Origin of the sequence: Rhizobium hidalgonense (genome assembly GCF_002914525.1) — a bacterium.
In the GTDB taxonomy this organism is placed as follows: domain Bacteria; phylum Pseudomonadota; class Alphaproteobacteria; order Rhizobiales; family Rhizobiaceae; genus Rhizobium; species Rhizobium hidalgonense.
Window position 1 is genome coordinate 1 of record NZ_LODW01000064.1, and the last position, 26,015, is coordinate 26,015.

Here is a 26,015-nt window from a genome sequence, read left to right on the forward strand (position 1 = left end):
TGAGATGAAACGCGGCCTATAGATTCCATCTCTCGACACCCGAAAATGCGTTCGCCGGACGCTTACAAAATATTGATGAACGTCACGATAGGGACGGGCGCCGTTATCGGAGCAAATTCCGTCGTTACGGCCGATATTCCCGAATATGCAATCGCCGTTGGTTCGCCAGCGAAAGTCATCAAATACCGCAGCTAAATCGGTCCGGCGACTAGACGCTGGAGACAAGAAGAGCGGTAGTGAGGAAAGTTGGCGTCTCACACACCATTTCAAAGCGCTCGCAGCGTTACACTTACCAAGCCGCCTAAATAGGTTTTCAACTCGCTGGGTCTGATAAAGCGAAAATATAGATACTCGTATGCGAGAGATGCATTGTCCCATGAGCTTTTTTTGGACGATATTTCAAGCTCAGCTTGCGGTCCACTCAGATCGATATCTCTTGCGCTGGCCCAGGCGTCGCAGAAAAAAGCGATACGTGCGGGGTTCGTCGAATGAACTGGCCTCACGCCTGGTGCCGAGTCGATGCCGAAGAACGCTATGTGCTCAGGTGTAAACGCCATCCGGCTCTGTCCGCCCCAAATGATGTGAAATTTCGAGGTATAATCAGCAAATCCATATTCCGAGGCCTCGCCCGGCATCGGAAACTTATCGGTTATCCAATAATTTGAAAAAGTCGACCATTGTGGATTATCAACAAGGTATTGCGAGACTGCCAAGTCTTTTGCCGCTCGTGCCTGCCAAGCTGCGTAACTTCCCCACCACCGATTTGTAAATAACGTAAGAGCGATCAGAAGTAACACAAACGAAGTTTTCTTGGCCTGCAAGCTAGGCGCTTTTCGTTTCAGAAATCGCAAAACACCGACCGCGATCACAGCCAGCGGGAGGGGCATCAAGATCGCATTTCTCATCAACACCCCAAGCTCCGGACTCTTTCCAACAACGATGTAGGGAAGAGTTCCGCAAAGAAGTGAGAAGAGCCCAAAACTTATTATCTTGACACTGCCGTCTAGTCTCTGACTGCCGATATCAGGCTTTTCAGCGTTTGGCGTTCTTAGGAGGAAAAATAAAGCGATAAAAAGCGTCGAATATACGAAGGCAGCCAAAAGCACATAAAAGTTCCAATCGTCAATTGCAACAGGCCTAATCGCAACAGGCCATACAATTCCATCGACTAAAAATCGGTAAGAATTACTAGCAATGCTCGGGAGGTCTAAATAAAAGCTATTATAATTGTTGTAAAGCCCAGTCTTTTGGTAAAAAAATCCCTTATACAGCCAATAGACGATAGGAAGAGTTGTAAAATCTAGTTTTGACCAACAGAATGAAAGAAATGTGGATATGCACCCCCGTAGGTCGCTAACCTGCCGAGCCGCTTGGCTAATGTAGACGAGGTAGGCGAGGATGAAAGCGGCAGCGTAAAGTACCAGCAAAGAATTGAGCGTAAACGACACGAAGTAAATAAGAATAGAAGCGCCTCGTGCGAGGTAGTAAAGGCCTCCGCGGATCCGTTCAACTGAGATAAATAGGTACGTGGCCACCAGGAACAGCGCGTAAGCGTTAAAGTATGTTGAATATGTGATAATTACAGTAACAGTCGTTAACGGCAGCAAATTCGAAAAAAGCGCAATATAAAAAGATTCTCTCTCAGTGAGGAATCCGCACTTGAGGCCAATAAGATAGGAAAAAATAACAGCAATATAAACGCCGAAAATTACTATAGATTTTAGCAAGAAAATATTTGGAATATAAGATAGAGGCCAAACATAGTATGTGAACATTGGTACTGCTGCGGAAGAGTACATATTCATAATTGCGTTCCAGTCCTTGAAAAATAGTGACGAGAACAGGCCGGCGTCTTCCGCAAATATTCCTTCATTAACGAAGGCCATCCAGTGCGTACACAAAACTGAAACAGTCAGCAGAACCAAGCTGGTTAGTTTGGGCGCACGTCGAACGTAATCGCTCATGATGTGTCTCCTGATATTCCAAATTCCCCAAACCGTGGATACGGAGATGCTTTCCGCGATATCAATCGCAAGTGGCTAGCACGTTCAATCCTCCGCCTATGGGGATGATCGATCTAACAAAATCCGGGTTTCGCGGCAGTTTTCGATTTCTCGCAACGTCGGATATCTCATATCCCACACTCCAGAGAGAATTCAGAATCGCATCAAATTTTTCGGGCTGAGATTTGTATACGTAAGGCGCAAGCTCCAATAGAATTTTTGGCTGATATTTAATTATTGTTGCCTTGGCACCAAGCAGCACATCGCTTTCGTTTCCGTCTACGTCCAACTTAATGAAATCAATGCGATCAATCCCGTTTGCTGACACAAATTCATCAAGTGTACTCATTGCGGCACCAACTGTACCCATCAGGCGGCCGTGATGTTCGAGATGCAGATCGCTTGTAGTTTCCAACGGCCAGCTCGAATACACCGCGTCAGGCAATTTAGTGTTACTTGTTGCCATGAGCATCATCTGATGTGCGCTGATACGCGGCGCTAACGTTGGATTGAGTGCGATATTGGCCTTCTGTTTCCCGAAGGCAAAAGCTGTCGGTTCAAAGGAGAACACCTTGCCGCGAGCTCCGACAAGTTGTGCAAACGGCAAAGTATGTGCTCCGATGTTCGCGCCTATATCGAGGACGACATCGCCTTCTTTAACTAGCTGCGTATATAGCTTCAGAGTTTGAACCTCAAAGCCACCCAGGATATAGATTGCCAGATCTATCCCTTCCTTGAGGTCAATAGACCAAGTCACTCCCCTGCGCACGGCAGTAAGCTCTGACGGAAGGTGAAAGAGACGTCGGCCCCAAAGAATTGCCGTCGAAATAGAGCGGGCAATCCTGATTTTGTTGCTGGTCGACAGCATGTGATTTCGTCCTAAGTTGTTGGTGGCCTCATGGACGCGGGCGTCTGCTGAGGATCAGATTGCAGTATTCGCGGGCGTCCTGCGGATCAAACTGAGTGCCGTCAAAATGATGCAAAGCGGCATCGCGGATCATTTGTATATCGAGATCAAGTCGATCGATAAAAGCGAGGAGAGCTGCAGGATCCACCCCGGCCTTTGAAAGGCCGTAAGGCCAATACTCCATCAAAATCTTAATATTCACGTTTTCCTGCAGCACCCGCTCAGCGCCCCGTAGCACGCTGAGTTCATAGCCTTGGACATCGATCTTAATCAGATCTACGCGTGTTTCACGGGGGAAATACTGATCGAGACTCGCGAGGGGGACACTGATTGCCTGTCGACCGTCACCGCTGTCAAAGGTACGATGATCCACATTTAACTCGTCGGATATAAAAAGTTTGATAGCTCCGCTTCGGTCTCCGACCGCGGCATTACTCAATCGAACATTGGCCAGGTTGCGCAAATTGTCTCGTAGTCGCCGATAGTTCGCAGGGGCGGGCTCAAAGGCATGCACAATCCCAGAATCGCCGACAAGACCTGACAGGAAACGAGTGTAGACCCCGATATTTGCACCAACATCCACAATCGTCATGCCAGGTCTAACAAGCTCTCGCAGTAACGCCCGCTCTGTCCGATCTGAATAGCTTTTCCACAAGCGATAGGTCGGATAGTAGAGCGGATAACAATGCCTATACAGCAGATTGGCGATGGAAATGATTGTTGTGTTCATCGTTGTTACTTTGCGATCAAGTGCGCGCTAAAGAACGAGGCGAACAGTACGGGGAAAGTACGCGCGAGCCGTCTATCAATTGGGAGATAGAGCCGATAAAGCCAGTGTGGTACCGGCAAAATCCTAGAGATCCCCCCCGTCACCATGTAGGCAATACTCGTAAAATAACCTAATTTAATTGCCTTTAGATCATACTGATTGGACAATCGTGTCAGCCAATCACGACGCGAAAAGAACATCATATAGGGAATCGCTTGGTTTGAAGACGATAAGGGGCCCTCGATCGTATCCAGAACCGGTTGGGAAATTTGGAAATCAACCGGTTCATGGTGCAGGAACTTAAGGAAGGGATAGGAAACGGCGGAGAAATAGGGTTCAACGAGTACCAACTGCCCCCCTTTCTTAAGTTTGCGACTTGCGCCGCTGAGAAAGAGAATTGGATCACGCAGGTGATGTAGTACATTTGTCAGGGTAATTACATCAATACTGTGATCTTTGATAGCTTGTAGATCTGCTATATTATGACAATCAAAAACGATGTCTAGATAATCAAGATTGAGAACGTCTGTAGCCATTATATGTGGTTGAAATTTTTTCAACGGTGATGTGCCGCTGCCGATCTCCAGTACCTTCTTCTGAGAAAAATTTGGGATCTGGTCGAACAACTGTGCGTACAGTTCGCGATACCATAGCATTAGGTTGCGATTGCTTTGAAGTCGGTCACGATTCTCCAAAGTCATCGCCAAATCATGATCGTAGAGTTCTGTATTCTCTATCTTCATCTCAGATAAACTTTATTCGCCGAGCGGAAAAAGCGAGCATCGCCAATAAGATAACGCCATGGCGCCACCGGGAAATATTTGTTTCTCCGTAGAGCCGTTGGCGATAGCAGATGGGAACCTCAACGATCTTCAATCCCATTCTTGCGGCGCCGAAAATGAGATCGAAATCTCCAAACGGATCGAAGTCGCCGAAGTATGAACGGTTTTTGGCGAGCTTCAAATAATTGGACCGACTGATTACCTTTGTTCCGCAAAGGGTGTCTTTGAACCGCTGACCGAGAACGAACGAAAAGGCCGTAGCAAAAAACTTGTTTCCTAGCAGGTTGAAGAAACGCATCGCTTTCTTCTCCATTGGATACACAAGCCGCGTTCCGTTGATGAATTCGCCTTTATTGTCTTTGATGGCAGCATAGAACTTGGGAAGATCCTCGGGTGGAACGGTCATGTCTGCATCAAGAATCATAAGGATTTCATTCGAGGCAAGGCTGAATCCCTTCCGGACGGCGTCCCCTTTTCCCTTTCCTTCTTGCTGGTCAATCACAATTCTGCGCTCTGATCCATAGCGGGCTTGTGCGGCCTGGATCGCACTCCAGGTCTCATCCGTTGAATTGCCCTCGATAAAGATGATTTCGTCTTTTGGCCCCATTGGCGGAATGCGTCTGACTATTTCGTCGATATTGCCGGCTTCGTTTCGCGCGGGCACGATGACTGAGACGGATGGCGCGTCGACTTCTTTCACCGTCGCTACAGGTCTTGCGACAGCGATATTCAAAAGACAAAGGTTTCTGAATACCGGTAAAGGGGCGATGTAGCGATTGATAAAATTACTGACGAGCGGAATGTAGAGCGGGACCAGGATCTTTTGATCTAAGCTGATCAGCTCGAAATTTTCGAGTTCCAGCAGGTTTCGAACGTCCTCATGCGCTAACCAGTTGGCTTCGGGTAAGTTGCCTCGCAAGTTCAAGGCCGATGCGACATTAACCAAAGGTCGCCACAAGGCGCTATAGTAGGTAAGAACCAGGCGAGTTTCCGGATGGGACGCTTTATGCAGATCGGCAAAGAGGTTTTGAATGTCGCGCTCATAGTGAATGAGTCCGCCAATCACTATGTAGTCAGCGCAGGTTTCTCTGAGCTGCTCAAAAGGAAGCGCTGAATTTTCGCGAAAGGTCTCAGCGGGGAGGCTTTCATTAGGCTCTGAACGGAACGCAATTCGACCTTGAGGCATCGCACCTACTAAGAGTGACGAGGCAGGGTCAATTTCTACGACGGAATTTTGAGGGAGTATAAAAAGCTCCAGGTATTTCCGGAGCAACGAATAGAAATATTTTCTCATCGGTCTCTAACTTGGCAAGACGCGCGCCATGCGCCACCGGCCGTAAAGGATCGCTGCCGGCAGGACATAAGCCGCAAAAAATAGGAGATGGATAGCTGTCGCTACGAGAAAACCTTCAGCGGAGGAGCGCCCCAGGAGAAGGAATGCAGACACTACTGAAGCATGAAAAGTTCCGATACCAGAGGGTGCAGCAGGGAGCATCAGCCCTAGGGCGCCTGCGAACAATACGACGAGCGCCTCTTCGTAGCTGAGTGACACCCCCACAAATTGTGCGGCAAACACGTACGAAAAAGCATACGCTGACAACCACATTGATAATGTAAGAATGCCGGGAGAGAACAGATTGTTGAGCGTCATTTGCTCACCCGCACTGCGTATTAGCACTGCGATATGTCTGTTGAAGAAAGATTCCCACCCTATATATGTGAATACCGTGCAGATCCATTTCAGGAGAAGCGCGTTGAAGTATTTCACCAGCACAATGGCCGTAATCGCAAGTCCGAGAGCCGAAGCAATCGAAGCAAACAATATCTCAGTGTGGGCGGTATCCATCGATAATGTCAGAACGGTAGCAGCTAACACGCCAACAGCAGCGATCGTAATGAGATCGATTACTTTCTCGACCATCAGGCTGCCAAATACCTCGGCTTGAGCTATTCGGCCTGCAACATGGCTGTAGTGAACTCGCAACAGATCACCTCCTCTTGCAGGGAGAAACATGTTGCCGCCGAGGCAAAGAATGGAGGCTGTAAGAGAGGTGCGCTTGTCAAGTTTTCTACCTATCAGCATCTGCCAACGGCAACCGTAGATTACAGCAATCAAAACAGCCGTGAGCGAAAATGGCCAAAGAGAAACCGGGTGAACACCGTCCTTCAGTATACGAATAGTATCTCGCCAGTTAATCGAGCTAACCAGAAACGCAAGCAATGCGAGGCTCATAAGATAAGCGAAAAAAGTCCGAGCGCTTATTTTTGAACGAGCTTGTGCGGCCATCTAATTCGATCTTCGAAACTTGAGAGCCTTGAAGGCTAAACAGGCCATGACTCCTGCCACTGGCCCAAGCAAATGTGGGAAAACGACATACAGAGCGGCACCGCTTTAGCCGTATTCAGGCCTTCGACTACCCTTAAGAGAAAACTTTAGCAATAGATAACTATTACGGTACCTCGCGGTACCTATATTGAGTCGCCGCGGACAACACCCGTCTCCATTCGGGGGGCGGGTTTTTCCACAGCCACACCTCCGGAGCCCCAATGCTCGTTCATAACTGGCGCGCCATACTAAGGCGCGCCTGGAACGTCCGCTTCCGATTTCATTGTGGGGGAAAACCGTTGAACCGGTACAGTTCCCAGCCAAATCCGTCTTTCAGCAGCAAAGTCGATTCCGGCAGCATTCGCGATATCGTTTTTTCTGCCAATGCAAACTTGGCGGCGCCGATGCGTTCGGCCAGCAACTGCTGTTTCTGTGTCACCCGGATAAAGTACCGGATGTGATTGCGCTCAATGAAGGCGTCCACATCGCTTTCGGATTCAGGATAAGTCGGCAGCAACCATCCCTTATCTCTGCCTCCGGTATAAGCGGCCGCATATAAAGTACTGCCGGTATCGAATGGTTGAAATACGATCCTCAAATCATTCGCCGCGACATAGCGATAAATGATGTAACCTTCACGCTGGGCTCCCAGAAAATCATCGAGTTTTTGCCGGCCAATCAGGACGTCCATGGTTCCCTGCTCCATCCAGGAATAGGGTTGGCGTTTAGGGCGAGACATGAATTTGACGGCAGGAAGACAGAAAACAACGAGAGTAACGAGAACCACCGCAAACGCAAACAAATGGCCGTTGACCGCCCTCTGGCCTTGTCGCAGACGTGCCGACATTTCGAACAAAATTCCACCCGGCTGGGCAGCACTGCTCGCTGCAATTTTCTCGACTATCAAGCTCGCGCCGATGTAAGCTGTCGAAAAATATAGCAAATAGGCCGGCGTTGCCCATCGTATATGGTTGAACATGACGGCGTACCAGATGATGAACATCGCAGTTGTCGTCGCGACCAGCACAAATATCCTTCTGAACGACGCGAGCAACGCTCCAATGATCAGGATGAGAGCGACGATCGCATATCGCCGACGATCCAGAAACCAATCATGCAAGATGAAGAAAAAGTCGTGCCAGCCCTGACGGGTCGTGAGATCGGTGACGAAAACCCGGTTTGCCGGATCAAAAGCACGGCCGAGTTCGAGCCTATAGTCCGCCATCCACTGGTCTGAAAGTCCGGGATGCCCGAAAACGAAAGGATAGATAGGGTTACCGAGCACAATGAGATTTTTGACGTACCAATAGCCCGCGAGGGATAAAAACGCGGCCAGGCAGGTCAAAAAAAGCGAAAATGGCATTTTGCCGCGATAGATCGACGGCAACAGCGCTAAGCCGACCAAGCCAACCATCTGAAGCTCGGTGTATTTGCCACCGACCGCCCCACCCAAGAGCAAAGCACAAGAGACAATCTCGGAGGGCCTGCCGGTCTCAAGGTAGCGCCAGAGAAAAAGGACAGCCGCAACCGAAAAACAGGATCTGGGAAGAGCGGTTAAAGGGACTGCCGCGCCTGGGGTAAAAAAGGGCTGAAACGCGATCAGATAGAAAACTAGCAACAATCCAGCCGCCCGCCAGCGGTGCGCACAACTTGTGAGCAATAACAAAAATCCGAGGAAGATCGCCACATTCATCAGGCCCGCCGCGAGCCAATGATCGACGATCAGCAGTGCACTGGCGAAAAGCACATTGAAGAAAAGCGGTATGTTTCCGTAAAAATTGCTGTCTATCTGCGGCGTGACAAATCCACCATGGGAAACGATGCTTTGGGCGAGTGGGATCTGAAAAGCCCAAACGTCAGCTGATCCTGCCGGGAAAAGCGCTGTAACCGACATTACCCCAGTCAAGCCAATAAATGCAGCAGATGCCAAAAGCGGGAAAGGATTGCCCTTGGCAGTCGCCCGCCCGCCCATCACGGCCAAATTGCGCAAATCGCCAAAAATCGCCAACACATCGTCCCGGCGCCAGATCATCAGCATGGCGGCAAGGGGCAGCACGACTTCCACGCGCAACAAATGAATCGCCCCAAGAGCGGTTGCCAAACCACCGACGAGCGCAAGTCCCGGTAAGACGCCGCTGAGGAGCAGATCCGTCCCGTCACGAAAAGAAGGATTAACGCCGCGGTTCAACCGAAGCACAAGCGCACGATGAAGGGTCAGGCCGAATAGTAAAATCGCTGCAATGACAAGCCAGGCGGCGAGCACAGTCATGACCGGATGTTCCCCCCAGTGCGTTCCCGCTCATGGGCGGCATCGATGTGAGCTCGCGAACCATCAGATCGGAAATGAAAAACTCGAATCAACAACGACCCGTCACGGCGCAGTCTCAATTCCGATCGCCAAGACCGGATAGGGATCGTTCTCCCTGCCGCCGCAGGCTCCGCCCGGCATAAATGAAAAATATTCCTCTTTGTCAATTGCCAGCAAGGATGGCTCGAAGACGCGGCGTCGTGCGGGCGCTGCCGTGAAGAACATTTCCCATAGTGCACCCTCTTCCAGACGACTCAGGATCGATGATGCGCCATCACACTCAGGGACTACACACCCCTTTTCCGCTCGACGGAAGACCACCGCGTACTATTGAACGTCAACTCTCACTCCCGTCTCCACGCAGGGGCCGGGCGCCCGCTCTATCCCAAACCCGGAGCCCACCCCATGCTCGTCCATAACTGGCGCGCGGTGATCAAGCACGCCTGGTCCGTCCGTCTGATGGCGCTGGCGCTGCTCTGTATCGTCCTTGAGCCCGTCATCAATTTCGTCGCGGCAACCTGGGTGTCGCGCAACCTCTACATCCAGCTCGCCATGTCGGCGGCGACAGGGCTTTTCGTCGTTGCGGCGATCGTCGCCCGCATTTTCGTTCAGCAGAAAATCTCAGGAGATCTGAATGGCAAACCGCCTGCAGAAGGGTAGTGCCGCCGCGGCCATGGCTGTGGCGCTGGTCGGGTCGTTCGAGGGATTGCGGCAGAATGCCCATCCCGATCCGGCCACACGGGGGCAGCCGTGGACGATCTGCTACGGCAGCACCAATGGCGTCAAACCCGGGGATCGCAAGACGGTGGAGCAGTGCAAGGCGCTCCTGGCGCTGGAGCTCAACACCTATGCGCGCGGCTCGAAGGCTGTGTGCGCGTGCCGCTGCCGGATGCGCGCTTCGTGGCGCTGACCTCCTTCGCCTATAATGTCGGGGTCAAGGCCGCTTGCGGCTCGAGCGCGGTCAGGCTCATCAACCAGGGTAGGACGGCCGAGGGCTGCGAGGCGCTGTTGAAGTGGAACCGCGCCGCCGGCATCACCTTTCCCGGCCTTGTCAGGCGCCGGCAGAAAGAGCGGCAATTCTGCCTGGAGGGCATCTGATGTTCTCCCTGCTCGACACCCTCAAAATGGGCACCGGCATCGCCGCCGGCCTGGTGCTCTATCACCTCTATGCCGTTTCGATCGGCTATCCCTCGGCGGCGCGCCAGGCGCGCGCGGGATATGTGCTGCTGGCCGAGAAGGCTGCGGCCGATGCGAGAGCGGCCGAGATGGAGCGCCAGCGCAATGCGGCCTCGCTCGCCACCGAAGAGCACAGCAAGCGCCTTCTGGCCGCGGAGGCTTCAGAGAAGGCGGCCAGAGACACACTCGAAACCGAGATCCAATCCTATGAACTTCAGCTTTCTGAAAAGAACCGCGCTTGCGCTGTCACTGCTGCTGATCGTCAGTGGCTGCTCCGCCACTGAGCGGCTGAACAGGGCCTCTGTCATGAAGGGGCAGGCGGCGGCCGGCATCGCGCTGCCGCCTTTGCCCGATGATCTGCGCCGGCAGGAAGCGCATGCGCCGGTCCGCGAAGGCGAGCCTGTCATCGCCATCCTTGCCCGCGAGCGCCAGGCGCTCGACCGCGCCAATGCCCGCCAGGGGCGCATGGAGCAATTTTACGACGACCTCACCAGCAGAATTGGATCCCGCCGATGATGAACGGAATATCGCTCGCCGTAACAAGCCCGAGGTTCAGGGCTGGCGCATCCGGCCCGGTCGATCCCGACCGCTACATGTTCTTCGCCACCCGCAACCGCATGCCCTCGGGCACCATCGTGACGGCCGCATCCGGCACGAATTATGTGTGCAGCAAGATCATAGTCAGCACGCCGCAATATAAGACGCGGACTTTCCGCTTTCACCTCTCGGGCTTCGCGTCGACGGAAGGCGGAAACTCCCCGCAGGAGACGATTGTCACCGGAACCATCGGTACGCCCGGCAACTCCGTCCTTATCGATGAAATGTATATGCGCGTTGGCGGCACCTTCCATCAGCTGCAGTTCGGTGCATCGAACACGGTTACGATCGCCGACCAGACCAACGGCGCGTGGACGGATGAAATCACCATTCCCGACGTCGCCGCCGAAAGCGCGATCGAACTCTGGACTTTCTACCACACCGCCGTTGCCGAAAAGATCTGGCCCGTCTACCGCATCCAGAAGCATCGAGGCGAGCGAATCTGGGGGGCAAGTGACCTTGCCACGCTGGAAGCCTTTATGGCCACCCCGGATGCCGACAGCACGGCGTCTCTCGACACGGGATATGGCACACAGGCGCAGCCGCAATATTTCGGCCCCGACTTCATGGTCGCCAAAGGCGATTGGGATGGCCGCCCGGTCGCGCTCGGCTTTTGTGACAGCCTCGGCGAAGGTCGACAGGAGTTCAGCTCGGCTGCGGATGACCGCGGCAATCTCGGCTGGTTCCGCCGCTGGCTCGACAAGGACGGGATCAATGGCCGCACGCCGCATCTGCTGATGGGCATGCCGGGAGCGGGTTCCGTCCGCGAATATACCGGGTCCAGATCTTCCATTGCCACGCGTCGCAGGGATATCGTCCGCGAAATTATCGCCTTCAACAGCGGCGAATGGCCGTTCACTGTCGTCGCCAATCAGCTGGGGCAGAACGATATTTCGACCTCTTACAACACGTGGTTCAACACCAACTACCGCAGTTTGGTGACCCGCATCCGCGCTGAATATCCTGGCGCCAAGATCGTCGCCTTCCCGCCGCTTGGCCGTACCGACATCCAGAAGACCATAACGCTGACCTCGGCAGGGACGGTGGCCACCGGCACGATAGCGGCCGGCACCACCGGCCTTGCCAGCGGGCAGACTATCAGCATTACCGGGGCGACACCGACCGCCTACAACGGCAACGTCGTGATTACGGTCACAGGTCCGAATAGCTTCACATACGATTTTACGGGCGGCACGTCGCCGGCGACCGGAACAATTCGCCTCGGCGAACTGGGATTGAGGGTCGAGTTTCAAGCCTATTCGGCCAATCAGTCATGGCCGGCCGACGGGACGCATCGGGAAAGTGGCGGCTGCATGATGATATCATGGCGCAGACGTCGTCCTGCTGCGACGCGGCGATCGATACTTACTCAGCCTGGGTGTCGCCCTCACGCGGCGGCTGCTGGCCCGGTATGCTGGAACTGCCAAGCACGACGCTGACGGTCCAGGCCGGCACAGACGGCGTTGCTACCTACAATTCCATCACCGTGGCAGATGCGAGCTTCCTTCGAGCAGAGCAGACCATCAATCTCTATTCCGGCCCCGACGGCCTAGCGCGCCTAAGCACGCAGGTCATCGCCAGCATTGCCGGCAACGTCATCACATATCAAGGCACGAGCGCGGTGGTGATGCCGATTGGAACGGTCGTCCGTCCGGCCGAGGCGATCGGGGAAAACACGCCAGCATCCATGGTGCACCCGCAACCCGTTATGATCGACCGCATTGTCAGCGGCATCGCCCAGTCCGAAAAAACGAAATTCGCAATCTAGAGGCACCCGCATGAACACATCTGACTTCGACCCCCGGCTGCATCAGCAGATGGGGGAACTGCTCGCAGAGGTCCGCAATCTCAGGGATGCTTTCAGGCAATCGGAAATCAAATCCGACAACAGCCGGTCTCAGATGCACGGACGGCTGGATCTCCTCGTTGATCGCGTTGGCAAGGTCGAGGGAACCGCTTCGGCCGTGCAAGAGGATATCTCGGAAATGCGGCCGGTGACCGATGACGTCCGCCGGTGGAAGCTCATGGGGCTCGGCGCTCTCGGGATCGTCGGGATAGGGGCGTCGGCGCTTACCTTCATGATCACCAAGTTTGGTGCGTCTGCTGCTGGGTGGTTTGTCGGAAAATAGAGGCACAGGCGCAAAGTAAACTGGCCATTGCATCTGCTCCCCCGGCCCTGGACTCCAAAAAAGCCCCGCCGTAGCGGGGCAAGTCGTTGACAACGCGGATCGCACGGGAGGAACACCCATGCTTTCCTGCTAATATAACGAAAGAGGGCCCGGCTAGGTTCCGCTACAGTGTCGTATTGACGATAATTTACTGGTCGCACCAAGCGTTCCGCTGCCCTGAAACGAGCCTTTTAAATTTTAGCTATCGCTAACGAACAAATCCGCATCGGGCTGGTTCTCCTTTCAGGAGGAAACAGTCATGAAGAGCATGAACAATCGCCAGGTTCGCATTCCGGGTCCCCGGGAGCTTGATATTGCAGAACATTGCCGCAAGTTCGGGATCAGTCCGGCCGAAGAAAAGAAGCTGAAGAAACTTCTCGGGTCTCGGGCACCTCTGCATGAAATCCAGGCCAACGCTCCGCCGCGACAGCCGAGGTGGCGTTGACAGAGGATGCGTCTGTTTCACGCTCCGTTACGGCCATGACTCAAAGATTGAGCGGCGCCAGACGATGCCGCGAAGGCGAGGGACCGGATCTTGCTGCCGGGCGTCCTGATCGCCGATCCTGTTGATCAGGGAGGGCCGATTGTGGTGCTTACCCGTGAAAATCCGCTGAAAGCCCCGCTTCGCCGGGGTTTTTTGATGGGGTGCCGAGGCGCTTTGGTTTTTCGCAGGCGCCGAAGCATGCCAGTCTAACGATTGAAGCGGATCGAAGCAATTTTCGCTTGTTACTTGGCCCGACGGGGCGAGCGCGCCGGCTGATCTGCGGCGCCTGAATTGGCGGAACTTCCGACAAATAGTGACGTTGTGGCCGACGGACCGCGTAGCAGGTCTCGTCTCCTGTACCAACTGCTACCCCTGCAGTCGCTGCGCGGTCCACTGCACATCCGGGATGGCCGGAGCGCTTCTCTGCCCGGCCCGCACAGCCCGAAGCGCGAGCCGATCAATGGGCAAGTTGGCGCGACAGCATGAGGATGTAATCATCAGCGATATCGGCGACCACCATCGCGGCTTCGGCTGGCGGATAGCCCTTGCCGATGGCCTCGCTGAGGATTTTCATCACGAGCGGTTCGAGTGCTTCCCGGCAGTCGGCGAGAGTTTCGACATGCGGGCATTTCGGACGAAATTGCAGGACGTTGTTCATGGCGTACCCTCCATATGATCGAGTTCGGCCCTCTATGGAAGCCGGCCTCTCGATGAAAGGCGGGCCACGGTTCCGGCGAGCTGTCCCGAAACCAAATGAGTCATCGTGAAAATACGATGGCATAGGGCGGGAGGTATTCAAGGTGATGCTGATATTAAGGTAAGCCAGTAGGGTTAATTCGTCCACTGAGGGTTGATCGGTCCTCAACGGGCGCGTCCGTCAATAGCGCAACACCTTGTTTACATGTCGCTTTTCGGGACAAAAAGACGGGGCGTTTTTTCAGATTTCCAGAAAAATGCCAGCATTCGCCATGCGGGCGTCAGGCTTGACATCGCGAGCCGGAGGATTTGTCCCGGGGCTGGACACCACATCGGAAAAGCCCACTTTCGCGGGCTTCGCCTTTCCAATCTCAAATTCGAAATGCGCGCTCGTCTCAGGCTGCGCTGAACGGCACGGCGACGACGGTCTTGCTGCCAGGCGCGGCCGTTCAGGCCGCGGCAAACGGCACGGCGACGAAGGTTTTACTGCCAGACGCGGCCGTTCAGGCGGCGGCAAATGGCACAGCGACGAAGGTTTTACTGCCATCGCGTTCGACGAGCAGCAGCACCGATTTGCGGCCGGATTTGCCGGCCTCGGCAATCGCGGTCTTGACGTCGCGGCTGTTGTGGACCGGTCGGTCGTTGACCGAGACGATCACATCGCCCGCCTGGATGCCGGCGGCAGCGGCCGACTTGTCGGGATCGACGCTGGCGACCACCGCGCCGCTGACGGCGCGCGGCAGGTTGAGCTGCTGGCGCATATCGGGCGTCAGCTCGGCAAGGCCGATGCCGAGGCTCGGCTGGCCGCTGCTCTCGCCCTTGCTATCCGGGCTTTCGGCGGCGGCCTGTTTCTGGCCGTCCTCGTTGCCGCCGACGGTGACGTTGAGGTCGATCGCCTTGCCGTCGCGCCAGATGCCGAGGGATTTCTTGGCGCCCGGCGAAAGATCGGCGACCAGCCGCGACAGGTCCTTCGGCGTCTTGACAGTCTGGCCGCCGACCGATGTGACGATATCGCCCGGCTTCACGCCGGCATGGGCGGCCGGCGTATCGGCGGTCACGGCGGCAACCAGTGCGCCTGACTTGTCGAGGCCGACGGCATCGGCGACATCTTTCGTCACCGGCTGGATCTGCACGCCGAGATAGCCGTGATCGATCGAGCCGTCCTTCTGCAGCTTGGCGACGATCGCCTTGGCCTCATCGGACGGAATGGCGAAACCGACACCGACGCTGCCGCCGTTCGGCGAATAGATCGCGGTGTTGATGCCGACGACATTGCCGCTGCGGTCGACCAGCGGCCCGCCGGAGTTGCCGTGGTTGATCGGCGCGTCGATCTGGATGAAATCATCATACGGCCCGCTGTGCAGGTCGCGGCCGCGCGCCGAAACGATGCCCGCCGTTACCGTGGTGCCGATGCCGAACGGGTTGCCGATCGCCAGAATCTGGTCGCCGAGCTTCAATTTGTCGGAATCGCCCCAGGCAATGGTCTGCAGCGGCTTTCCCGCCTCGATCTTGACGACGGCGACATCGGATTTCGGGTCGGTGCCGATCAGCTTCGCCGGCAGTTCGGTACCGTCATCGAGCGTCACCTTGATGTCGACGGCATTGTCGATGACGTGATTGTTGGTGACGATCACCCCGTCCGGGCTGATGATGAAGCCGGAGCCGAGCGCCATGGCCTGCTGCGAAGGCCGGTTTTTCGGCGCCTGGCGCGGCAGCGGGATGCCCTGATCCTCGAAAAACTGGCGGAACTGCTCGTCCATCGGCGAATCCTGCTCGTCGGCGCTGACATCGGTCGCCTTCACAGTCGTGGTGATGGTAACGACGGCGGGCTTGTCGGCGTCGACGATCGACGCGAAGGAACCGCTGGCTGCGAGAACGCCGCCGGCATCGGCCGGTGCGGCAGAGGCGTTCGACGCGTTGATGGTCAACGGCAGGCATGCGGCGCCGGCGAGGATGGCAGCCCCGACCAGGGCTGCGGCGCGATGTTTGCGGAGGATGTGTGACATGGTGATGGTCCTTGGAAGGGTGGCCCTTGCGAGAGCATTGACTTTGGATGGCGTCGGGCTTCCCCCTGGACCTGGCGTCGGATGGCGTTGGGCGCCAATTGCTCTCATCGCGGCGCAGCCGTTGGGGGGCGACCGGGCGAAAAAGAAGAATTCGCGCTCGGGATTCATATGATCGCCGCCAGCGGATTTACAAATTAAATATTGATCATGTTGATATTGCCGATTTGTAAGACATTACTGGAAGTTAATCTTTGTGCCGAGGGATTTTCGGACCAGCGCCCACGCTTTGGAAATTCCACGCCGACTTTGTTCCGCCTCGCGTCCGCCGCGGCGGTTTCACTTGAAATCTAATGGACTTATTCCCGCAGCCGGTGATCCGGTGCGACGCGCACGCCCGTACATTCCCGCCAGACGATCCAGCGGCTCTGTCTGCAGTTTTATCCCTGGATTCTGTTGCTAATTTAAAACGTTAGTAGACTCTAAATTATTTATTCTTCAGAAAGCAAAGGCCGCGAATCGAGGGTTGGTGAGTCTCGCGGGCAGCATTTGAGGGACAATGAACAAGGCAGTGGGGCCGGGGACGGCCAGGCGCGGCGCGCAAGTGAAGTTGATCGATGTGGCGAAGAAGGTGGGCGTCAGCCCCATCACCATTTCGCGCGCGCTTCGCAATCCCGCAATCGTCTCGGAAGATCTGCGCGAGGTGATCCTGCGCACGGTCGCCGAAATGGGCTATATGCCCAATCTTGCCGCCCGGGCGCTCGCCGGCCGCCACAACGGTGTCGTCGGCGTCATCACGCCCGCCTTGCACCAATACGGCTTCACCGACCTGATGGTCGGGATCGAGGATCGCTTCCGCGACACCGAACTCACCGTGCAATATTCCAATACGCTGCGCCATGCCGAGGGCGAGGCGGGGCTGCTGAAATCCTTCCTGACGCAGAAGCCGGCCGGCGTGATCATCGCCGGCGCCGAATCCTATCGTGATCTTCTGCCGCTGATCGAAAGTGCCGCCTGTCCCATCGCCCATGTTGCCGATCTCAGCCAGGAGCCGCAAAGGCTGGTCGTCGGCCTCGACCATTATTCGGCAGGCACCGGCCCCACCCGCTTCCTGTTGTCGAGGGGCTATCGCAGGATCGCTTTCATGGGCCGCGGCGCCGATGTTCGCTCGCGCCGCCGTATCGAAGGTTATGAGGCGGTAATGCGGGAAGCCGGATATTTCGACCCCGATCTCATCATCGGCGGCGATTCGGCCAGCCGCACCGGCCTCGGCCGGGAACTGTTTTCCCACCTGTTGCAGCGCGTTCCCGATGTCGATGCCGTCTTTGCCCAGAGCGACGAGATGGCGCTCGGCGTCCTGATCGAATGCAAGGAGCGCGGCATCCGCGTGCCGGAAGACGTCGGCATCTGCGGTTTCAACGACCTGGAATTCTCGGCCTTTACCGAGCCGTCGCTGACGACGGTGCACATTCCCCGCTACGAGATCGGCTACCGCGTCGCCGACATGCTGCTGCGCGCCGTCCGCGACGAGCCGCCCCACGAAGGCAAGGCCGACTTGGGCTTTACCATTATTCCGCGCGGTTCGACGCGGTAATTTGGTACGCACCGCGACAACAGACGTGGAGCCGAGCCTTGCGGAGGCCTGGACTGGGCATGGTCAGAATTATTCCGTATAAGGATCGGATGGCAACCACTGTGCTGAAAAATGGATAAAGCGGGCCTGTCTTTTGACAGAATGCGCACCTTTGTTCGTGTCGCCGAGCGGGGCAATCTGTCGATGGTCGCAAGGGAGCTGGGTGTCGGCCAATCCACCGTCACGCGGCACCTCAATGAACTTGAGGAGGCTGTCGGCGTGCCGCTTCTCAGCCGCACCACGCGCCGCGTCACCCTTACTGACGAAGGCAGTCGCTATTATACCAACTGCCTTCAGATATTGCGCCTGGTCGAACAGGCAGCTGAAGAAGCCAGAGATGCCCGCCAGGCCCCCGCCGGCGCAGTTCGGCTTTCCTGTACGGCAGCGCTCGGCGTCATGCATGTCACGCGGATGATCTTCGACTTTCAGGACAGGCATCCGGATATCCGCGTCGATCTCAACCTGACGGACGAGCGTATCGACCTGGTGCGCGAAGGCGTTGACGTGGCGCTCCGTCTTGGACCTCTCGCCGACAGCGCAATGAAACTTCATGCGCTCGGAGAGAGCCAGCGGCTGCTGGTCGGTGCTCCGGCGTATTTGTCTGTTCGCGGACGGCCGCAGCGCCCGGCCGATCTGTCACGCTACGAAACCGTCGTGATGTCCAACGTGGCGGGCAGCAATCAGATCCTTCTCTCCTCGCCCGATGGCACCAGCCTGATGGTTCCCGTCAGCGGTCGTCTGCGCGTCGATCACGGGCTTGCGGCGCGCGAAGCCCTTGCCGCCGGACGCGGCATTGGTCCTACCCATCTCTGGCTGATCCACGATCTTCTGGACGACGGCCGGCTCGAGGTCGTGCTTGGCGACTATCGGCCTTCGCCGGTTCCGGTGAGCTTGCTGATCGTTCCGGAGCGTGCAGCCATTGCCCGCGTTCGGCTGCTCGTCGACTTTCTTGCCGCCGAGATTTCCAAACTACCGGGAATCCGGCAATCGTAAGTCTTCGTTTTCAAGCACGCCGTTGTCAAAATCGCTGCCGCGAGGCGAGCTAGGCGTCAACCTCCGAAGGACCGCTTGTCGCCGCGCCACCCCGTCGTCCGCAGAAACTGCTCCCAGTCATGCGTCTCGGGATTCAGGCGACGGCTCCATTCGAGATCGTGCTCCTTACCGAAATAGCCATACTCGACAGCATATTCGACCATCCCGAGAATCTCTCGAACAAGAAATTCGTTGGCGGCAAACTCGGGAAAATAGTGCAGCAGGCCGTCTCTGGTGAAAGCATTTCGATACTCGGCCTTGAGGCCTGTCACGCGTTGAAAGGTTTCGACCATTTCCCGCGGAGAAATGATATCGCCGACGATCGGCAGCGTCTTGCCGTTGTAGCGCTCAGGGTTCGAGAAGATCTCGAGGACAACAGGCCCGGTTGCCGTCAGCGGATCGACGAAGGGTGCTGCGAAATCTTCCGGAAGATAAATCGGCAAGAGCAGGGAGTCGCCTTCCATGCGCGGCGCATAATACTCGAGAAGATTGGTGTAGAAGAATGCCAGCATGATGAAGGAATGAGAGATCGGCAGGCCGCGGATATAATCTGCAACGCGCGCCTTGTCGGTGAAGTGCGGTGCATACTTCGTCCCACCGGCGATCTTGTCGACATTCTCGAGCGTGCTGAAAACAATGTGCCCGATGCCGGCCTCCACGGCCGCATCCGCCAACTGCCGGCCGAGAGGAGCCTCGCTCGTCTCCGGCGGGGCGATCGGAGGCGTCATCAGAAATGCGCCATCTGCGCCCTTGAATGCAGCAACGAGTTCCTTCTGAAGGCCGAGTTCGAGAGGCACGGTGGCGATTTCGGCGCCGAGTTGCTCGAGACGTAAAGCTTCGGGCGAATCCTTTCTCCGAGTGAAAGCACGGACGCGGAAACGTTGGCTCTCAAGAAGTGTCGCAACGACGCTGCGCCCTTGTTTGCTCGTTGCCCCCATTACCGCGATCAGTGGCTTACTGTCTGTAGACATAGCTTCATCCTTTTCCCTGTCATTCGCCGCCAGATCGGCGGCGTCCTTGCAAGGCAGGGCGGTCGGTCCGTGCCGAACGCCTACCTTTGACGTGGTACTTTATCGAAGCAGGTTCTTTTGATGTAGATCGCTGAAATGCATAATATAATGCCATTTTATGGATAAGTGGCGCCGGCCAGCGCCGAGACAAGTCCATGCCGCGCTACGATATCGGCTACCGCGTCGCCGACATGCTGCTGCGGGACGTCCGCGACGAGCCGGCTGAGGAAGACAAGGTCACTTGGGCTTTATCATTATTCCGCGGGGTTCGACGCGGTAAGTCGATAGGGTCTGCAGAGCCAGAAGCCGCCCCTCACCCTAACCCTCTCCCGTTCTGACGGGGAGAGGGGACGTGCCCTGCGGAGAGGTTGCTACATGGTCCCTTCGCCCCGTTTACGGGGGCCCGAAGGACGCGTCGAGACCGTGGCTCGACCCCGGTCGGTGCCGGCAGGCGGATGAGGGGTAGCCCCCTCGAACCCTATCAAATATCGCTGGCAGCGCTCGACCAGAGGTCGGCCGCTTCCGCTGCCGTCATGCGCCGTACCTCAGCCTCATGGCTGCGGCTGGCGAAGAGTTCGCTGGCCATGATCTGTTCGGCGAGATCGGCCGGCAGCGAGAGGATGACGCGGCCTTCGCCATTGTGCAGGCCGCCGAGTTCGGTGCGTTTGCCGGTCACCATGCCGCCGGCGACCGTGTTGTTGGTCTCCGGATCGATCAGGATGAAGGAGCCGGACTGCCGGTTCTGCTCATAGGGGTCGAAGATCGCCGCTTCGTCGAAGACGAGCCGGACTTTGCCGATGGCGTTCATGTAGAGCCGCTGGGCGGCGTTCCATGTGCCGGTCTTGAGTTCCAACTGGCTGAGCGGCTGCACCTGGACGCGCTGGCGGCGCGAACCGCTCTTCAGCCAGTAGCGCTTGCCGGGCTCGATGCCCTCGGGCTGGAGTGCGACGATCTGCGCGTCGAAGGCAAGGCCGACCTGCGGCTGGGCATCGATCGAGACGATCATGTCGCCGCGCGCCACATCGACCTGGCGGTCGAGCACCAGCGTTATGGCGTCGCCGGCAACCGCGGCATTGCGCACGAGATCGAAGGTGACGATCTTGGAGACATTGGCAACCATGCCCGACGGCAGGATCATGACGCTGTCGCCTGGTTTGACCGAGCCGCCGGCAACCGTGCCCTGGTAGCCGCGGAAGCTTTCGCCCGGACGCGACACGCGCTGGACCGACAGGCGGAAGCCGACCGTCTGCGACGATCGCACGGTGGCAAGCTCCAGCGTCTCGACCAGCGTCGGGCCGCTGTACCAGGGCATGGCGGCCTGGCCGGAATAGACGACGTTTTCGCCCTTCAGCGCCGACATCGGGATGGCGGTGATCTGCTTGACGCCGAGCGAAAGCGCAAATTCCCGGAACTCATGGCTGATCTTGTCGAAGCCGGCGCGATCGTAGCCCGTCAGGTCGATCTTGTTGACGGCGAGCACGAACTGCTTGATCCCGAGCAGCGAAGCGATCGTCGCGTGGCGACGCGTCTGCTCGAGAATGCCGAAGCGCGCATCGACCAGCAGGATGGCGAGATCGGCGGTCGAGGCGCCGGTCGCCATGTTGCGGGTATATTGCTCGTGGCCGGGCGTGTCAGCGACGATGAAGGAGCGCTTGTCGGTCGAGAAATAGCGATAGGCGACATCGATGGTGATGCCCTGTTCGCGCTCGGCCTGAAGGCCATCGAGCAGCAGCGCGAAGTCGGGCAGGCCGAGATCGTTCTGCTTGCCGGTGGAATCGCGCTGCAGCGTGGCGGCCTGGTCCTCCTTGACCGCCTTGGTGTCCCAAAGCAGGCGGCCGATCAGCGTCGACTTGCCGTCATCGACGCTGCCGCAGGTGATGAGCCGTAGCGGGCGCGAGTCGCGCTGGGCCTTCTGCGGCTCGGCGGCGGGCAGGCTGACGGCGGTTGCGGCCGAGACGGCGGTTTGCACTACGGTCATCTCAGAAATATCCTTCACGCTTCTTCTTTTCCATGGAGCCGGACTGGTCGCGGTCGATGGCGCGGCCCTGGCGTTCGGACACCGTTGCGATTTCGAGTTCGGCGATCACCTCTTCGAGGGTGGTGGCCTCAGAGCGGATGGCGCCGGTCAGCGGGAAGTCGCCGAGCGTGCGGAAGCGGATCATGCCTTCCTGACGCACTTCGCCGGGCAGCAGTTCCAAGCGCGGATCCTCGGCGAGGATCATCATGCCGTCGCGTTCGACGAACGGCCGCTTCTTGGCGTAATAGAGCGGCACCAGCGGAATGTCCTCGGCCTGGATGTAACGCCAGATATCGACTTCGGTCCAGTTCGAGAGCGGGAAGGCGCGTACGCTCTCGCCCTTGCGGATCATGCCGTTATAGACGTTCCAGAGTTCCGGCCGCTGGTTGCGCGGGTCCCAGCGATGATCGGGGGTGCGGAAGGAATAGATGCGCTCCTTGGCGCGGCTGGCTTCCTCGTCGCGGCGCGCGCCGCCGAAAGCGGCGTCGAACTGGCCGGCATCGAGCGCCTGGCGCAGGCCCTCGGTCTTCATGATGTCGGTGAAGGCGGCCGAACCATGGGTGAAGGGCGTGATGTTTTCGGCTGCACCGCGCGGATTGATATGCTCGATCAGGTCGAGATCGTACTTCTTCGCGGTCGCGTCGCGGAAGGCGATCATCTCGCGGAACTTCCAGCCGGTGTTCACATGCAGGAGCGGAAAGGGCACGCGGCCGGGATAGAAGGCCTTGCGCGCCAGGTGCAGCAGCACCGAGGAATCCTTGCCGATCGAATAGAGCATGACGGGACGCTCGAATTCGGCGGCAACCTCGCGGAAGATATGGATGGATTCGTTTTCCAGCGCCTTCAGATGCGGGTCGAGCGGCGCCTTGGCGCTCTGTGGATTGCTGAGTTCCGTATCCGGACGGCTATCGGGCATGTCTTACTCCAGACTGTCGGTCGTTTGCGGCGGCCCGCAAACAATTCCTTGATGTTGGCTTTCCCAAGGCAGCGGCGGTCGCCGCGCCTTGAATTGGGATAGCCGTGAAGTTGATTATACCGCGGCGACCGCCGCTGCCTCTTCGGCGACATGCAGGCCGCATTCGCGCGTCTCATCCTGCTCCCACCACCAGCGGCCGGCGCGTTCCGGCTCGCCGGGCTTGATCGCCCGGGTGCAGGGCTCGCAGCCGATCGAGGGATAGCCGCGGGCATGCAGCGGATTGACCGGCACGCCGTTTGCGGAAACGAAGGCCTTGATCGCCTCGAGATCCCAATCGGCGAGCGGATTGACCTTCAAGAGGTGGCGTTCGGCGTCATATTCGGCAAAGGGTGTCTCGGCGCGGTTGGCCGATTGGCCGCGGCGCAGGCCGGTGATCCAGATCGCAGCGCCCTCAAGTGCACGCGCAAGCGGCTTCAGCTTGCGCACGCCACAACAGGCATGCCGGGCTTCGACGCTCTCGTAGAAACCATTGAGGCCGTATTGCGCCGCATAGGCGTCGATATCGGCCTTTTCAGGCTCGTAGCGCTGGATCTTGATGTCGTACTGGCTTTCGGTCTCTTCGATCAGCGCCAGCGTCTCGGCAAACAGCCGACCGGTCTGCAGCGTCGCAACATCGATCGGCAGGCGATGCGTGCCGATCTCGGCGGTAATCACCTGGTCTTCGATGCCGAGCGAAGTGGTGAACACCACGCGACCGCCAAGACCTGCGACCAGCGACAGACGCCCGGCCAGGTCGAGACCGGCCAGCCTGTCGTTCAGCGCCTCGGCTTCGGCAATCGGCCCTTTTTCCGCAATCGACTTGATAACAGTCATGAGAATCCTGTCCTTTGTTGACCGGAGTATCGCAGTTCGATCCTGGATCGGACAGAAAAAGGGATTTCGAAAGCTGCGGGCGGAGGAGCAAATATCTCTCCGAAGCTGCCGCAATGCAAAAAAACAGCCGCCCGAAGATAAAAATCCCCGCGAACAGCTGGTATGTCTATAAAAATAGTAGAGTTACACGCGGCCTGTCAATCCGAAATCTGAAGTGATGCCGAAAAAGGTGCAGAAAGGGCGGTTTAAGCGTAGATTGTGACAGCTTGGCCGAGAGGGAAAAACAAGGCCGAAAACGCTTAGTCCTCAAGGCTTTCTCCGGTGCGTTCAAATTCCGTTCATGCTGGTTGTGCCATAGAGGCGAAAGTACTTCCGTAGCGGCGCGGAAATTCGCGCCGCCTGTGTGTCGATGGTCTGAGATGATTACGCAAAAGGCGAAATATGCGCTGCGGGCGCTGACGGTCCTGGCGGATGCCGATGCCGACGAACCGGTGATGATTTCCGACATCGCGGCGCAGCAGAAGATCCCGAAAAAGTTCCTCGAACAGATCCTGCTCGACCTCAAACATCACGGCATCGTCGTCAGCCGCCGCGGCAAGCAGGGCGGCTATCTGCTGCTGAAGCCCGCCCATACCATCACCTTCGGTGAAATCCTGCGCATTATCGACGGCCCGATCGCCCCGCTGCCCTGCCTGTCGATCACCGCCTACCGCCGATGCGACGATTGCGACGGCGAACAAAACTGCCAGATCCGCCACGTCTTCGCCAAGGTGGCCGACGCCACCCGCAAGGTGCTGTTCTCCACAACCATCGCCGATGCCGTCGGCCCGAGGCACGGCGCCGAAGTCACCCGGCTGCTGGCCTGATCAGTTCTCAACCGTTTCCCTGGCACGCCGGGCCCTGATCGCCGCGGCGATGAAGACGCGTGACAGGCCGTGATAGAGCGGTTCGCGTGAGAGGATGCGCGAGGTGATGTAGCCGATCATCGAGACTGCCATGATCGGGATGACGGCCTGGTGATCGCCGGTCATTTCGAGGATGATGACGAAGGCCGTCATCGGCGCCTGCACCACACCGGAGAAATATCCAGCCATGCCGAGAATGGCTGCAAGCGCGATACTGCTGCCGAGGAGCGAACCGACGGTACTGCCGAAGCCGGCGCCGACGGCAAGCGAAGGCGCGAAGATGCCGCCCGGAATTCCCGAGATCATCGACAGGAAGCCGGCAAGGAGCTTTTCGAGGAAGAACAGCAGGGGCAGGGGATTGCCCTCGACGGCGGCTTTCGCCTGGTCGTAGCCCGTTCCAAAGGTCGTGCCGTCAGACAGGATGCCGATCACCGCGACGGCGAGGCCGCAGACTGTTGCCAGCATCACCATCCGCCGCAGCGGCTGCGGATGCGCCCATCGGCGGACATGCTGCCCGAGATGGAGCGCGAGCCCGCTGAAAACAGCACCCAATGCGCCGCCGCCGATGCCGCAGACGAGCACCAGTTCCCAGTCGCGCACGGAGGCAGGGGCGACCGCAGCGGAGCCGAAATAGCTGTAGCTGCCGGCAAGCCCGAGGGCGGCAAGGCCGGAAAGGATGACGGCGGTCAGCACCAGGCCGTTGGCGCGCGACTCATAGGTCCGGCTCATTTCCTCGATCGCAAAGACGACACCGGCGAGCGGCGTGTTGAAGGCGGCGGCGATGCCGGCCGCCGAGCCGGCGAGGATCAGCCCGCGCGCCTGCGCCATGCCGCCGAAGCGGGCGACGGCCAGCATGATCGAGGCGCCGACCTGCACCGTCGGGCCTTCGCGGCCGATCGATGCGCCACTCGCCAGCCCCAGCACGGTCAGCACGATCTTGCCGACGACCAGCCGCAGCGACAGCAGGCGCGCCCGGTCGTCCGGATCGCGCAGATGCCGCGCGGCGATCGCCTGCGGAATGCCGCTGCCCTGCGCATTCGGGAAAAACGTCGCGGCGAGATAGGCCGACAGCATGAAGCCGAGCGGCGTGATAATGAGCGGCAGCAGAAAGCTCCATTGCCCCGAAGCGGTCACGCCGGCGAAGGCGTGTTGCGCGAGATCCGCAAGCCGGGCGAAGCCGACGCTGATGACGCCGATCGCCAAGGCGCCGAACCAGAAGATCAGCCGCGGACGCCACACCGAAAAGGAGCCCCACAGGACACGGGATCTGCGAAGAAGTCTGGACTTACGATACAACACTGGCATGCCGAGGAATATTGGATATGACCTCTTAAACCGGTTTGCCGGGAGGCGACCACCTCTTTCTTCAAGATTTGGTGAAATAGCTTTTCTTCGCTCGGCGATGCTCCA

22 protein-coding genes and 4 pseudogenes are annotated in these 26,015 nt (G+C 57.7%); 12 read left to right on the forward strand and 14 right to left on the reverse strand.

The genetic code is table 11. The annotated features are described in order from the left end of the window. Positions 1-66 precede the first annotated feature (66 nt). A pseudogene (locus tag ATY29_RS37790) lies at positions 67-195 on the forward strand (acyltransferase); the annotation flags it as partial. A gap of 71 nt (positions 196-266) precedes the next feature. Here ATY29_RS37790 and ATY29_RS20760 read toward each other — a convergent pair. The 7 genes from ATY29_RS20760 to ATY29_RS20790 form a co-directional block, all read right to left on the reverse strand. Next, positions 267-1,964: a hypothetical protein gene (locus ATY29_RS20760; protein ID WP_097537202.1), complete on the reverse strand. Its 1,698-nt coding sequence runs from the start codon at positions 1,962-1,964 to the stop codon at positions 267-269. Positions 1,965-2,025: 61 nt separating this feature from the next. Continuing rightward, on the reverse strand, positions 2,026-2,871 hold the full coding sequence (locus tag ATY29_RS20765) for an FkbM family methyltransferase (RefSeq protein WP_097537203.1): 846 nt from the start codon (positions 2,869-2,871) through the stop codon (positions 2,026-2,028). A 28-nt stretch (positions 2,872-2,899) separates the two neighbouring features. Beyond that, positions 2,900-3,640, reverse strand: a complete 741-nt coding sequence (locus ATY29_RS20770; protein WP_097537204.1) for an FkbM family methyltransferase — start codon at positions 3,638-3,640, stop codon at positions 2,900-2,902. Between the two features lie 5 nt (positions 3,641-3,645). Continuing rightward, positions 3,646-4,422 carry a class I SAM-dependent methyltransferase gene (locus ATY29_RS20775; RefSeq protein ID WP_097537205.1) on the reverse strand — a complete coding sequence of 259 codons (777 nt, stop codon included), beginning with the start codon at positions 4,420-4,422 and terminating at the stop codon, positions 3,646-3,648. A 1-nt stretch (position 4,423) separates the two neighbouring features. Next, positions 4,424-5,755: a glycosyltransferase family 2 protein gene (locus ATY29_RS20780; RefSeq protein WP_097537206.1), complete on the reverse strand. Its 1,332-nt coding sequence runs from the start codon at positions 5,753-5,755 to the stop codon at positions 4,424-4,426. A 6-nt stretch (positions 5,756-5,761) separates the two neighbouring features. Continuing rightward, positions 5,762-6,748: a lysylphosphatidylglycerol synthase transmembrane domain-containing protein gene (locus tag ATY29_RS20785; RefSeq protein ID WP_097537207.1), complete on the reverse strand. Its 987-nt coding sequence runs from the start codon at positions 6,746-6,748 to the stop codon at positions 5,762-5,764. Positions 6,749-7,067: 319 nt separating this feature from the next. Beyond that, positions 7,068-9,056 (reverse strand): hypothetical protein, encoded by a 1,989-nt coding sequence (locus tag ATY29_RS20790; RefSeq protein ID WP_097537208.1) that lies wholly within the window; start codon positions 9,054-9,056, stop codon positions 7,068-7,070. 444 nt (positions 9,057-9,500) lie between these two features. Between ATY29_RS20790 and ATY29_RS20795 the strand changes: the two genes are divergently transcribed. From ATY29_RS20795 to ATY29_RS20825, 7 genes and pseudogenes are all read left to right on the forward strand, one after another. Beyond that, positions 9,501-9,755, forward strand: a complete 255-nt coding sequence (locus ATY29_RS20795) for a DUF7940 domain-containing protein (protein ID WP_097537209.1) — start codon at positions 9,501-9,503, stop codon at positions 9,753-9,755. Further along, a pseudogene (locus ATY29_RS20800) lies at positions 9,730-10,193 on the forward strand (lysozyme). Before ATY29_RS20795 ends, ATY29_RS20800 begins: the two are co-directional and overlap by 26 nt. Beyond that, positions 10,193-10,555: a hypothetical protein gene (locus tag ATY29_RS20805; RefSeq protein ID WP_097537210.1), complete on the forward strand. Its 363-nt coding sequence runs from the start codon at positions 10,193-10,195 to the stop codon at positions 10,553-10,555. The pseudogene ATY29_RS20800 and the gene ATY29_RS20805 overlap by 1 nt, the downstream one beginning before the upstream one ends. Positions 10,556-10,577: 22 nt before the next feature. Continuing rightward, entirely contained in the window at positions 10,578-10,787 is a 210-nt protein-coding gene (locus ATY29_RS20810; protein ID WP_097537211.1) for a hypothetical protein, read from the forward strand. Beyond that, a pseudogene (locus ATY29_RS20815) lies at positions 10,784-12,636 on the forward strand (SGNH/GDSL hydrolase family protein). Before ATY29_RS20810 ends, ATY29_RS20815 begins: the two are co-directional and overlap by 4 nt. Before the next feature lie 10 nt (positions 12,637-12,646). Beyond that, positions 12,647-12,997, forward strand: coding sequence for a DUF1515 family protein (locus ATY29_RS20820; RefSeq protein ID WP_097537212.1), 351 nt, complete (start codon positions 12,647-12,649; stop codon positions 12,995-12,997). Between the two features lie 298 nt (positions 12,998-13,295). Then, positions 13,296-13,481, forward strand: coding sequence for a hypothetical protein (locus ATY29_RS20825; protein ID WP_003569599.1), 186 nt, complete (start codon positions 13,296-13,298; stop codon positions 13,479-13,481). Between the two features lie 496 nt (positions 13,482-13,977). On the opposite strand, the gene ATY29_RS20830 is transcribed toward ATY29_RS20825, so the two are convergent. Both ATY29_RS20830 and ATY29_RS20835 read right to left on the reverse strand, forming a co-directional pair. Further along, complete coding sequence (locus tag ATY29_RS20830) at positions 13,978-14,178, reverse strand: hypothetical protein (RefSeq protein WP_003569598.1); 201 nt, start codon at positions 14,176-14,178, stop codon at positions 13,978-13,980. 541 nt (positions 14,179-14,719) lie between these two features. Beyond that, positions 14,720-16,222, reverse strand: coding sequence for a DegQ family serine endoprotease (locus ATY29_RS20835; RefSeq protein ID WP_097537213.1), 1,503 nt, complete (start codon positions 16,220-16,222; stop codon positions 14,720-14,722). Between the two features lie 556 nt (positions 16,223-16,778). On the opposite strand from ATY29_RS20835, the gene ATY29_RS20840 reads away from it, so the two are divergent. Both ATY29_RS20840 and ATY29_RS20845 read left to right on the forward strand, forming a co-directional pair. Beyond that, the gene (locus ATY29_RS20840; protein ID WP_097537214.1) at positions 16,779-17,813 is read left to right on the forward strand and encodes a LacI family DNA-binding transcriptional regulator; all 1,035 of its coding nucleotides are present in this window, start codon (positions 16,779-16,781) and stop codon (positions 17,811-17,813) included. Positions 17,814-17,924: 111 nt separating this feature from the next. Next, entirely contained in the window at positions 17,925-18,845 is a 921-nt protein-coding gene (locus ATY29_RS20845) for a LysR family transcriptional regulator (RefSeq protein WP_097537215.1), read from the forward strand. Positions 18,846-18,901: 56 nt separating this feature from the next. Here ATY29_RS20845 and ATY29_RS20850 read toward each other — a convergent pair whose 3' ends face one another. After that, positions 18,902-19,855, reverse strand: a complete 954-nt coding sequence (locus ATY29_RS20850) for an NmrA/HSCARG family protein (protein WP_097537216.1) — start codon at positions 19,853-19,855, stop codon at positions 18,902-18,904. 194 nt (positions 19,856-20,049) lie between these two features. Between ATY29_RS20850 and ATY29_RS37795 the strand changes: the two are divergent. Then, positions 20,050-20,174 (forward strand): annotated as a pseudogene (locus tag ATY29_RS37795) (GntR family transcriptional regulator); the annotation flags it as partial. 201 nt (positions 20,175-20,375) lie between these two features. On the opposite strand, the gene cysN reads toward ATY29_RS37795, so the two are convergent. From cysN to ATY29_RS20870, 3 genes are all read right to left on the reverse strand, one after another. Further along, positions 20,376-21,872, reverse strand: coding sequence for a sulfate adenylyltransferase subunit CysN (gene cysN, locus ATY29_RS20860; RefSeq protein WP_003569593.1), 1,497 nt, complete (start codon positions 21,870-21,872; stop codon positions 20,376-20,378). Position 21,873: 1 nt separating this feature from the next. Then, on the reverse strand, positions 21,874-22,827 hold the full coding sequence (gene cysD / locus ATY29_RS20865; protein WP_003569592.1) for a sulfate adenylyltransferase subunit CysD: 954 nt from the start codon (positions 22,825-22,827) through the stop codon (positions 21,874-21,876). A 114-nt stretch (positions 22,828-22,941) separates the two neighbouring features. Beyond that, positions 22,942-23,700: a phosphoadenylyl-sulfate reductase gene (locus ATY29_RS20870; RefSeq protein ID WP_003569591.1), complete on the reverse strand. Its 759-nt coding sequence runs from the start codon at positions 23,698-23,700 to the stop codon at positions 22,942-22,944. A gap of 419 nt (positions 23,701-24,119) precedes the next feature. Here ATY29_RS20870 and ATY29_RS20875 point away from each other — a divergent pair, with 419 nt between their 5' ends. Further along, positions 24,120-24,566 (forward strand): RrF2 family transcriptional regulator, encoded by a 447-nt coding sequence (locus ATY29_RS20875; RefSeq protein WP_003569590.1) that lies wholly within the window; start codon positions 24,120-24,122, stop codon positions 24,564-24,566. On the opposite strand, the gene ATY29_RS20880 is transcribed toward ATY29_RS20875, so the two are convergent. Further along, a complete protein-coding gene (locus tag ATY29_RS20880) occupies positions 24,567-25,910 on the reverse strand; it encodes a chloride channel protein (RefSeq protein WP_097537218.1) in 1,344 nt (447 codons plus the stop codon). Positions 25,911-26,015 lie beyond the last annotated feature (105 nt).

Bases quoted from the DNA above. Each gene is read 5' to 3' on its own strand.
- ATY29_RS20835 (WP_097537213.1), bottom strand. From the start codon at position 16,222: ATGTCACACATCCTCCGCAAACATCGCGCCGCAGCCCTGGTCGGGGCT.
- ATY29_RS20880 (WP_097537218.1), bottom strand. From the start codon at position 25,910: ATGCCAGTGTTGTATCGTAAGTCCAGACTTCTTCGCAGATCCCGTGTC.
- ATY29_RS20770 (WP_097537204.1), bottom strand. From the start codon at position 3,640: ATGAACACAACAATCATTTCCATCGCCAATCTGCTGTATAGGCATTGT.
- ATY29_RS20870 (WP_003569591.1), bottom strand. From the start codon at position 23,700: ATGACTGTTATCAAGTCGATTGCGGAAAAAGGGCCGATTGCCGAAGCC.
- ATY29_RS20825 (WP_003569599.1), top strand. From the start codon at position 13,296: ATGAAGAGCATGAACAATCGCCAGGTTCGCATTCCGGGTCCCCGGGAG.
- ATY29_RS20830 (WP_003569598.1), bottom strand. From the start codon at position 14,178: ATGAACAACGTCCTGCAATTTCGTCCGAAATGCCCGCATGTCGAAACT.
- ATY29_RS20820 (WP_097537212.1), top strand. From the start codon at position 12,647: ATGAACACATCTGACTTCGACCCCCGGCTGCATCAGCAGATGGGGGAA.
- ATY29_RS20760 (WP_097537202.1), bottom strand. From the start codon at position 1,964: ATGAGCGATTACGTTCGACGTGCGCCCAAACTAACCAGCTTGGTTCTG.
- ATY29_RS20805 (WP_097537210.1), top strand. From the start codon at position 10,193: ATGTTCTCCCTGCTCGACACCCTCAAAATGGGCACCGGCATCGCCGCC.
- ATY29_RS20790 (WP_097537208.1), bottom strand. From the start codon at position 9,056: ATGACTGTGCTCGCCGCCTGGCTTGTCATTGCAGCGATTTTACTATTC.
- ATY29_RS20810 (WP_097537211.1), top strand. From the start codon at position 10,578: ATGAAGGGGCAGGCGGCGGCCGGCATCGCGCTGCCGCCTTTGCCCGAT.
- ATY29_RS20850 (WP_097537216.1), bottom strand. From the start codon at position 19,855: ATGTCTACAGACAGTAAGCCACTGATCGCGGTAATGGGGGCAACGAGC.
- ATY29_RS20845 (WP_097537215.1), top strand. From the start codon at position 17,925: ATGGATAAAGCGGGCCTGTCTTTTGACAGAATGCGCACCTTTGTTCGT.
- ATY29_RS20875 (WP_003569590.1), top strand. From the start codon at position 24,120: ATGATTACGCAAAAGGCGAAATATGCGCTGCGGGCGCTGACGGTCCTG.
- ATY29_RS20785 (WP_097537207.1), bottom strand. From the start codon at position 6,748: ATGGCCGCACAAGCTCGTTCAAAAATAAGCGCTCGGACTTTTTTCGCT.
- ATY29_RS20765 (WP_097537203.1), bottom strand. From the start codon at position 2,871: ATGCTGTCGACCAGCAACAAAATCAGGATTGCCCGCTCTATTTCGACG.
- ATY29_RS20780 (WP_097537206.1), bottom strand. From the start codon at position 5,755: ATGAGAAAATATTTCTATTCGTTGCTCCGGAAATACCTGGAGCTTTTT.
- ATY29_RS20795 (WP_097537209.1), top strand. From the start codon at position 9,501: ATGCTCGTCCATAACTGGCGCGCGGTGATCAAGCACGCCTGGTCCGTC.
- ATY29_RS20840 (WP_097537214.1), top strand. From the start codon at position 16,779: ATGAACAAGGCAGTGGGGCCGGGGACGGCCAGGCGCGGCGCGCAAGTG.
- cysN (WP_003569593.1), bottom strand. From the start codon at position 21,872: ATGACCGTAGTGCAAACCGCCGTCTCGGCCGCAACCGCCGTCAGCCTG.
- cysD (WP_003569592.1), bottom strand. From the start codon at position 22,827: ATGCCCGATAGCCGTCCGGATACGGAACTCAGCAATCCACAGAGCGCC.
- ATY29_RS20775 (WP_097537205.1), bottom strand. From the start codon at position 4,422: ATGAAGATAGAGAATACAGAACTCTACGATCATGATTTGGCGATGACT.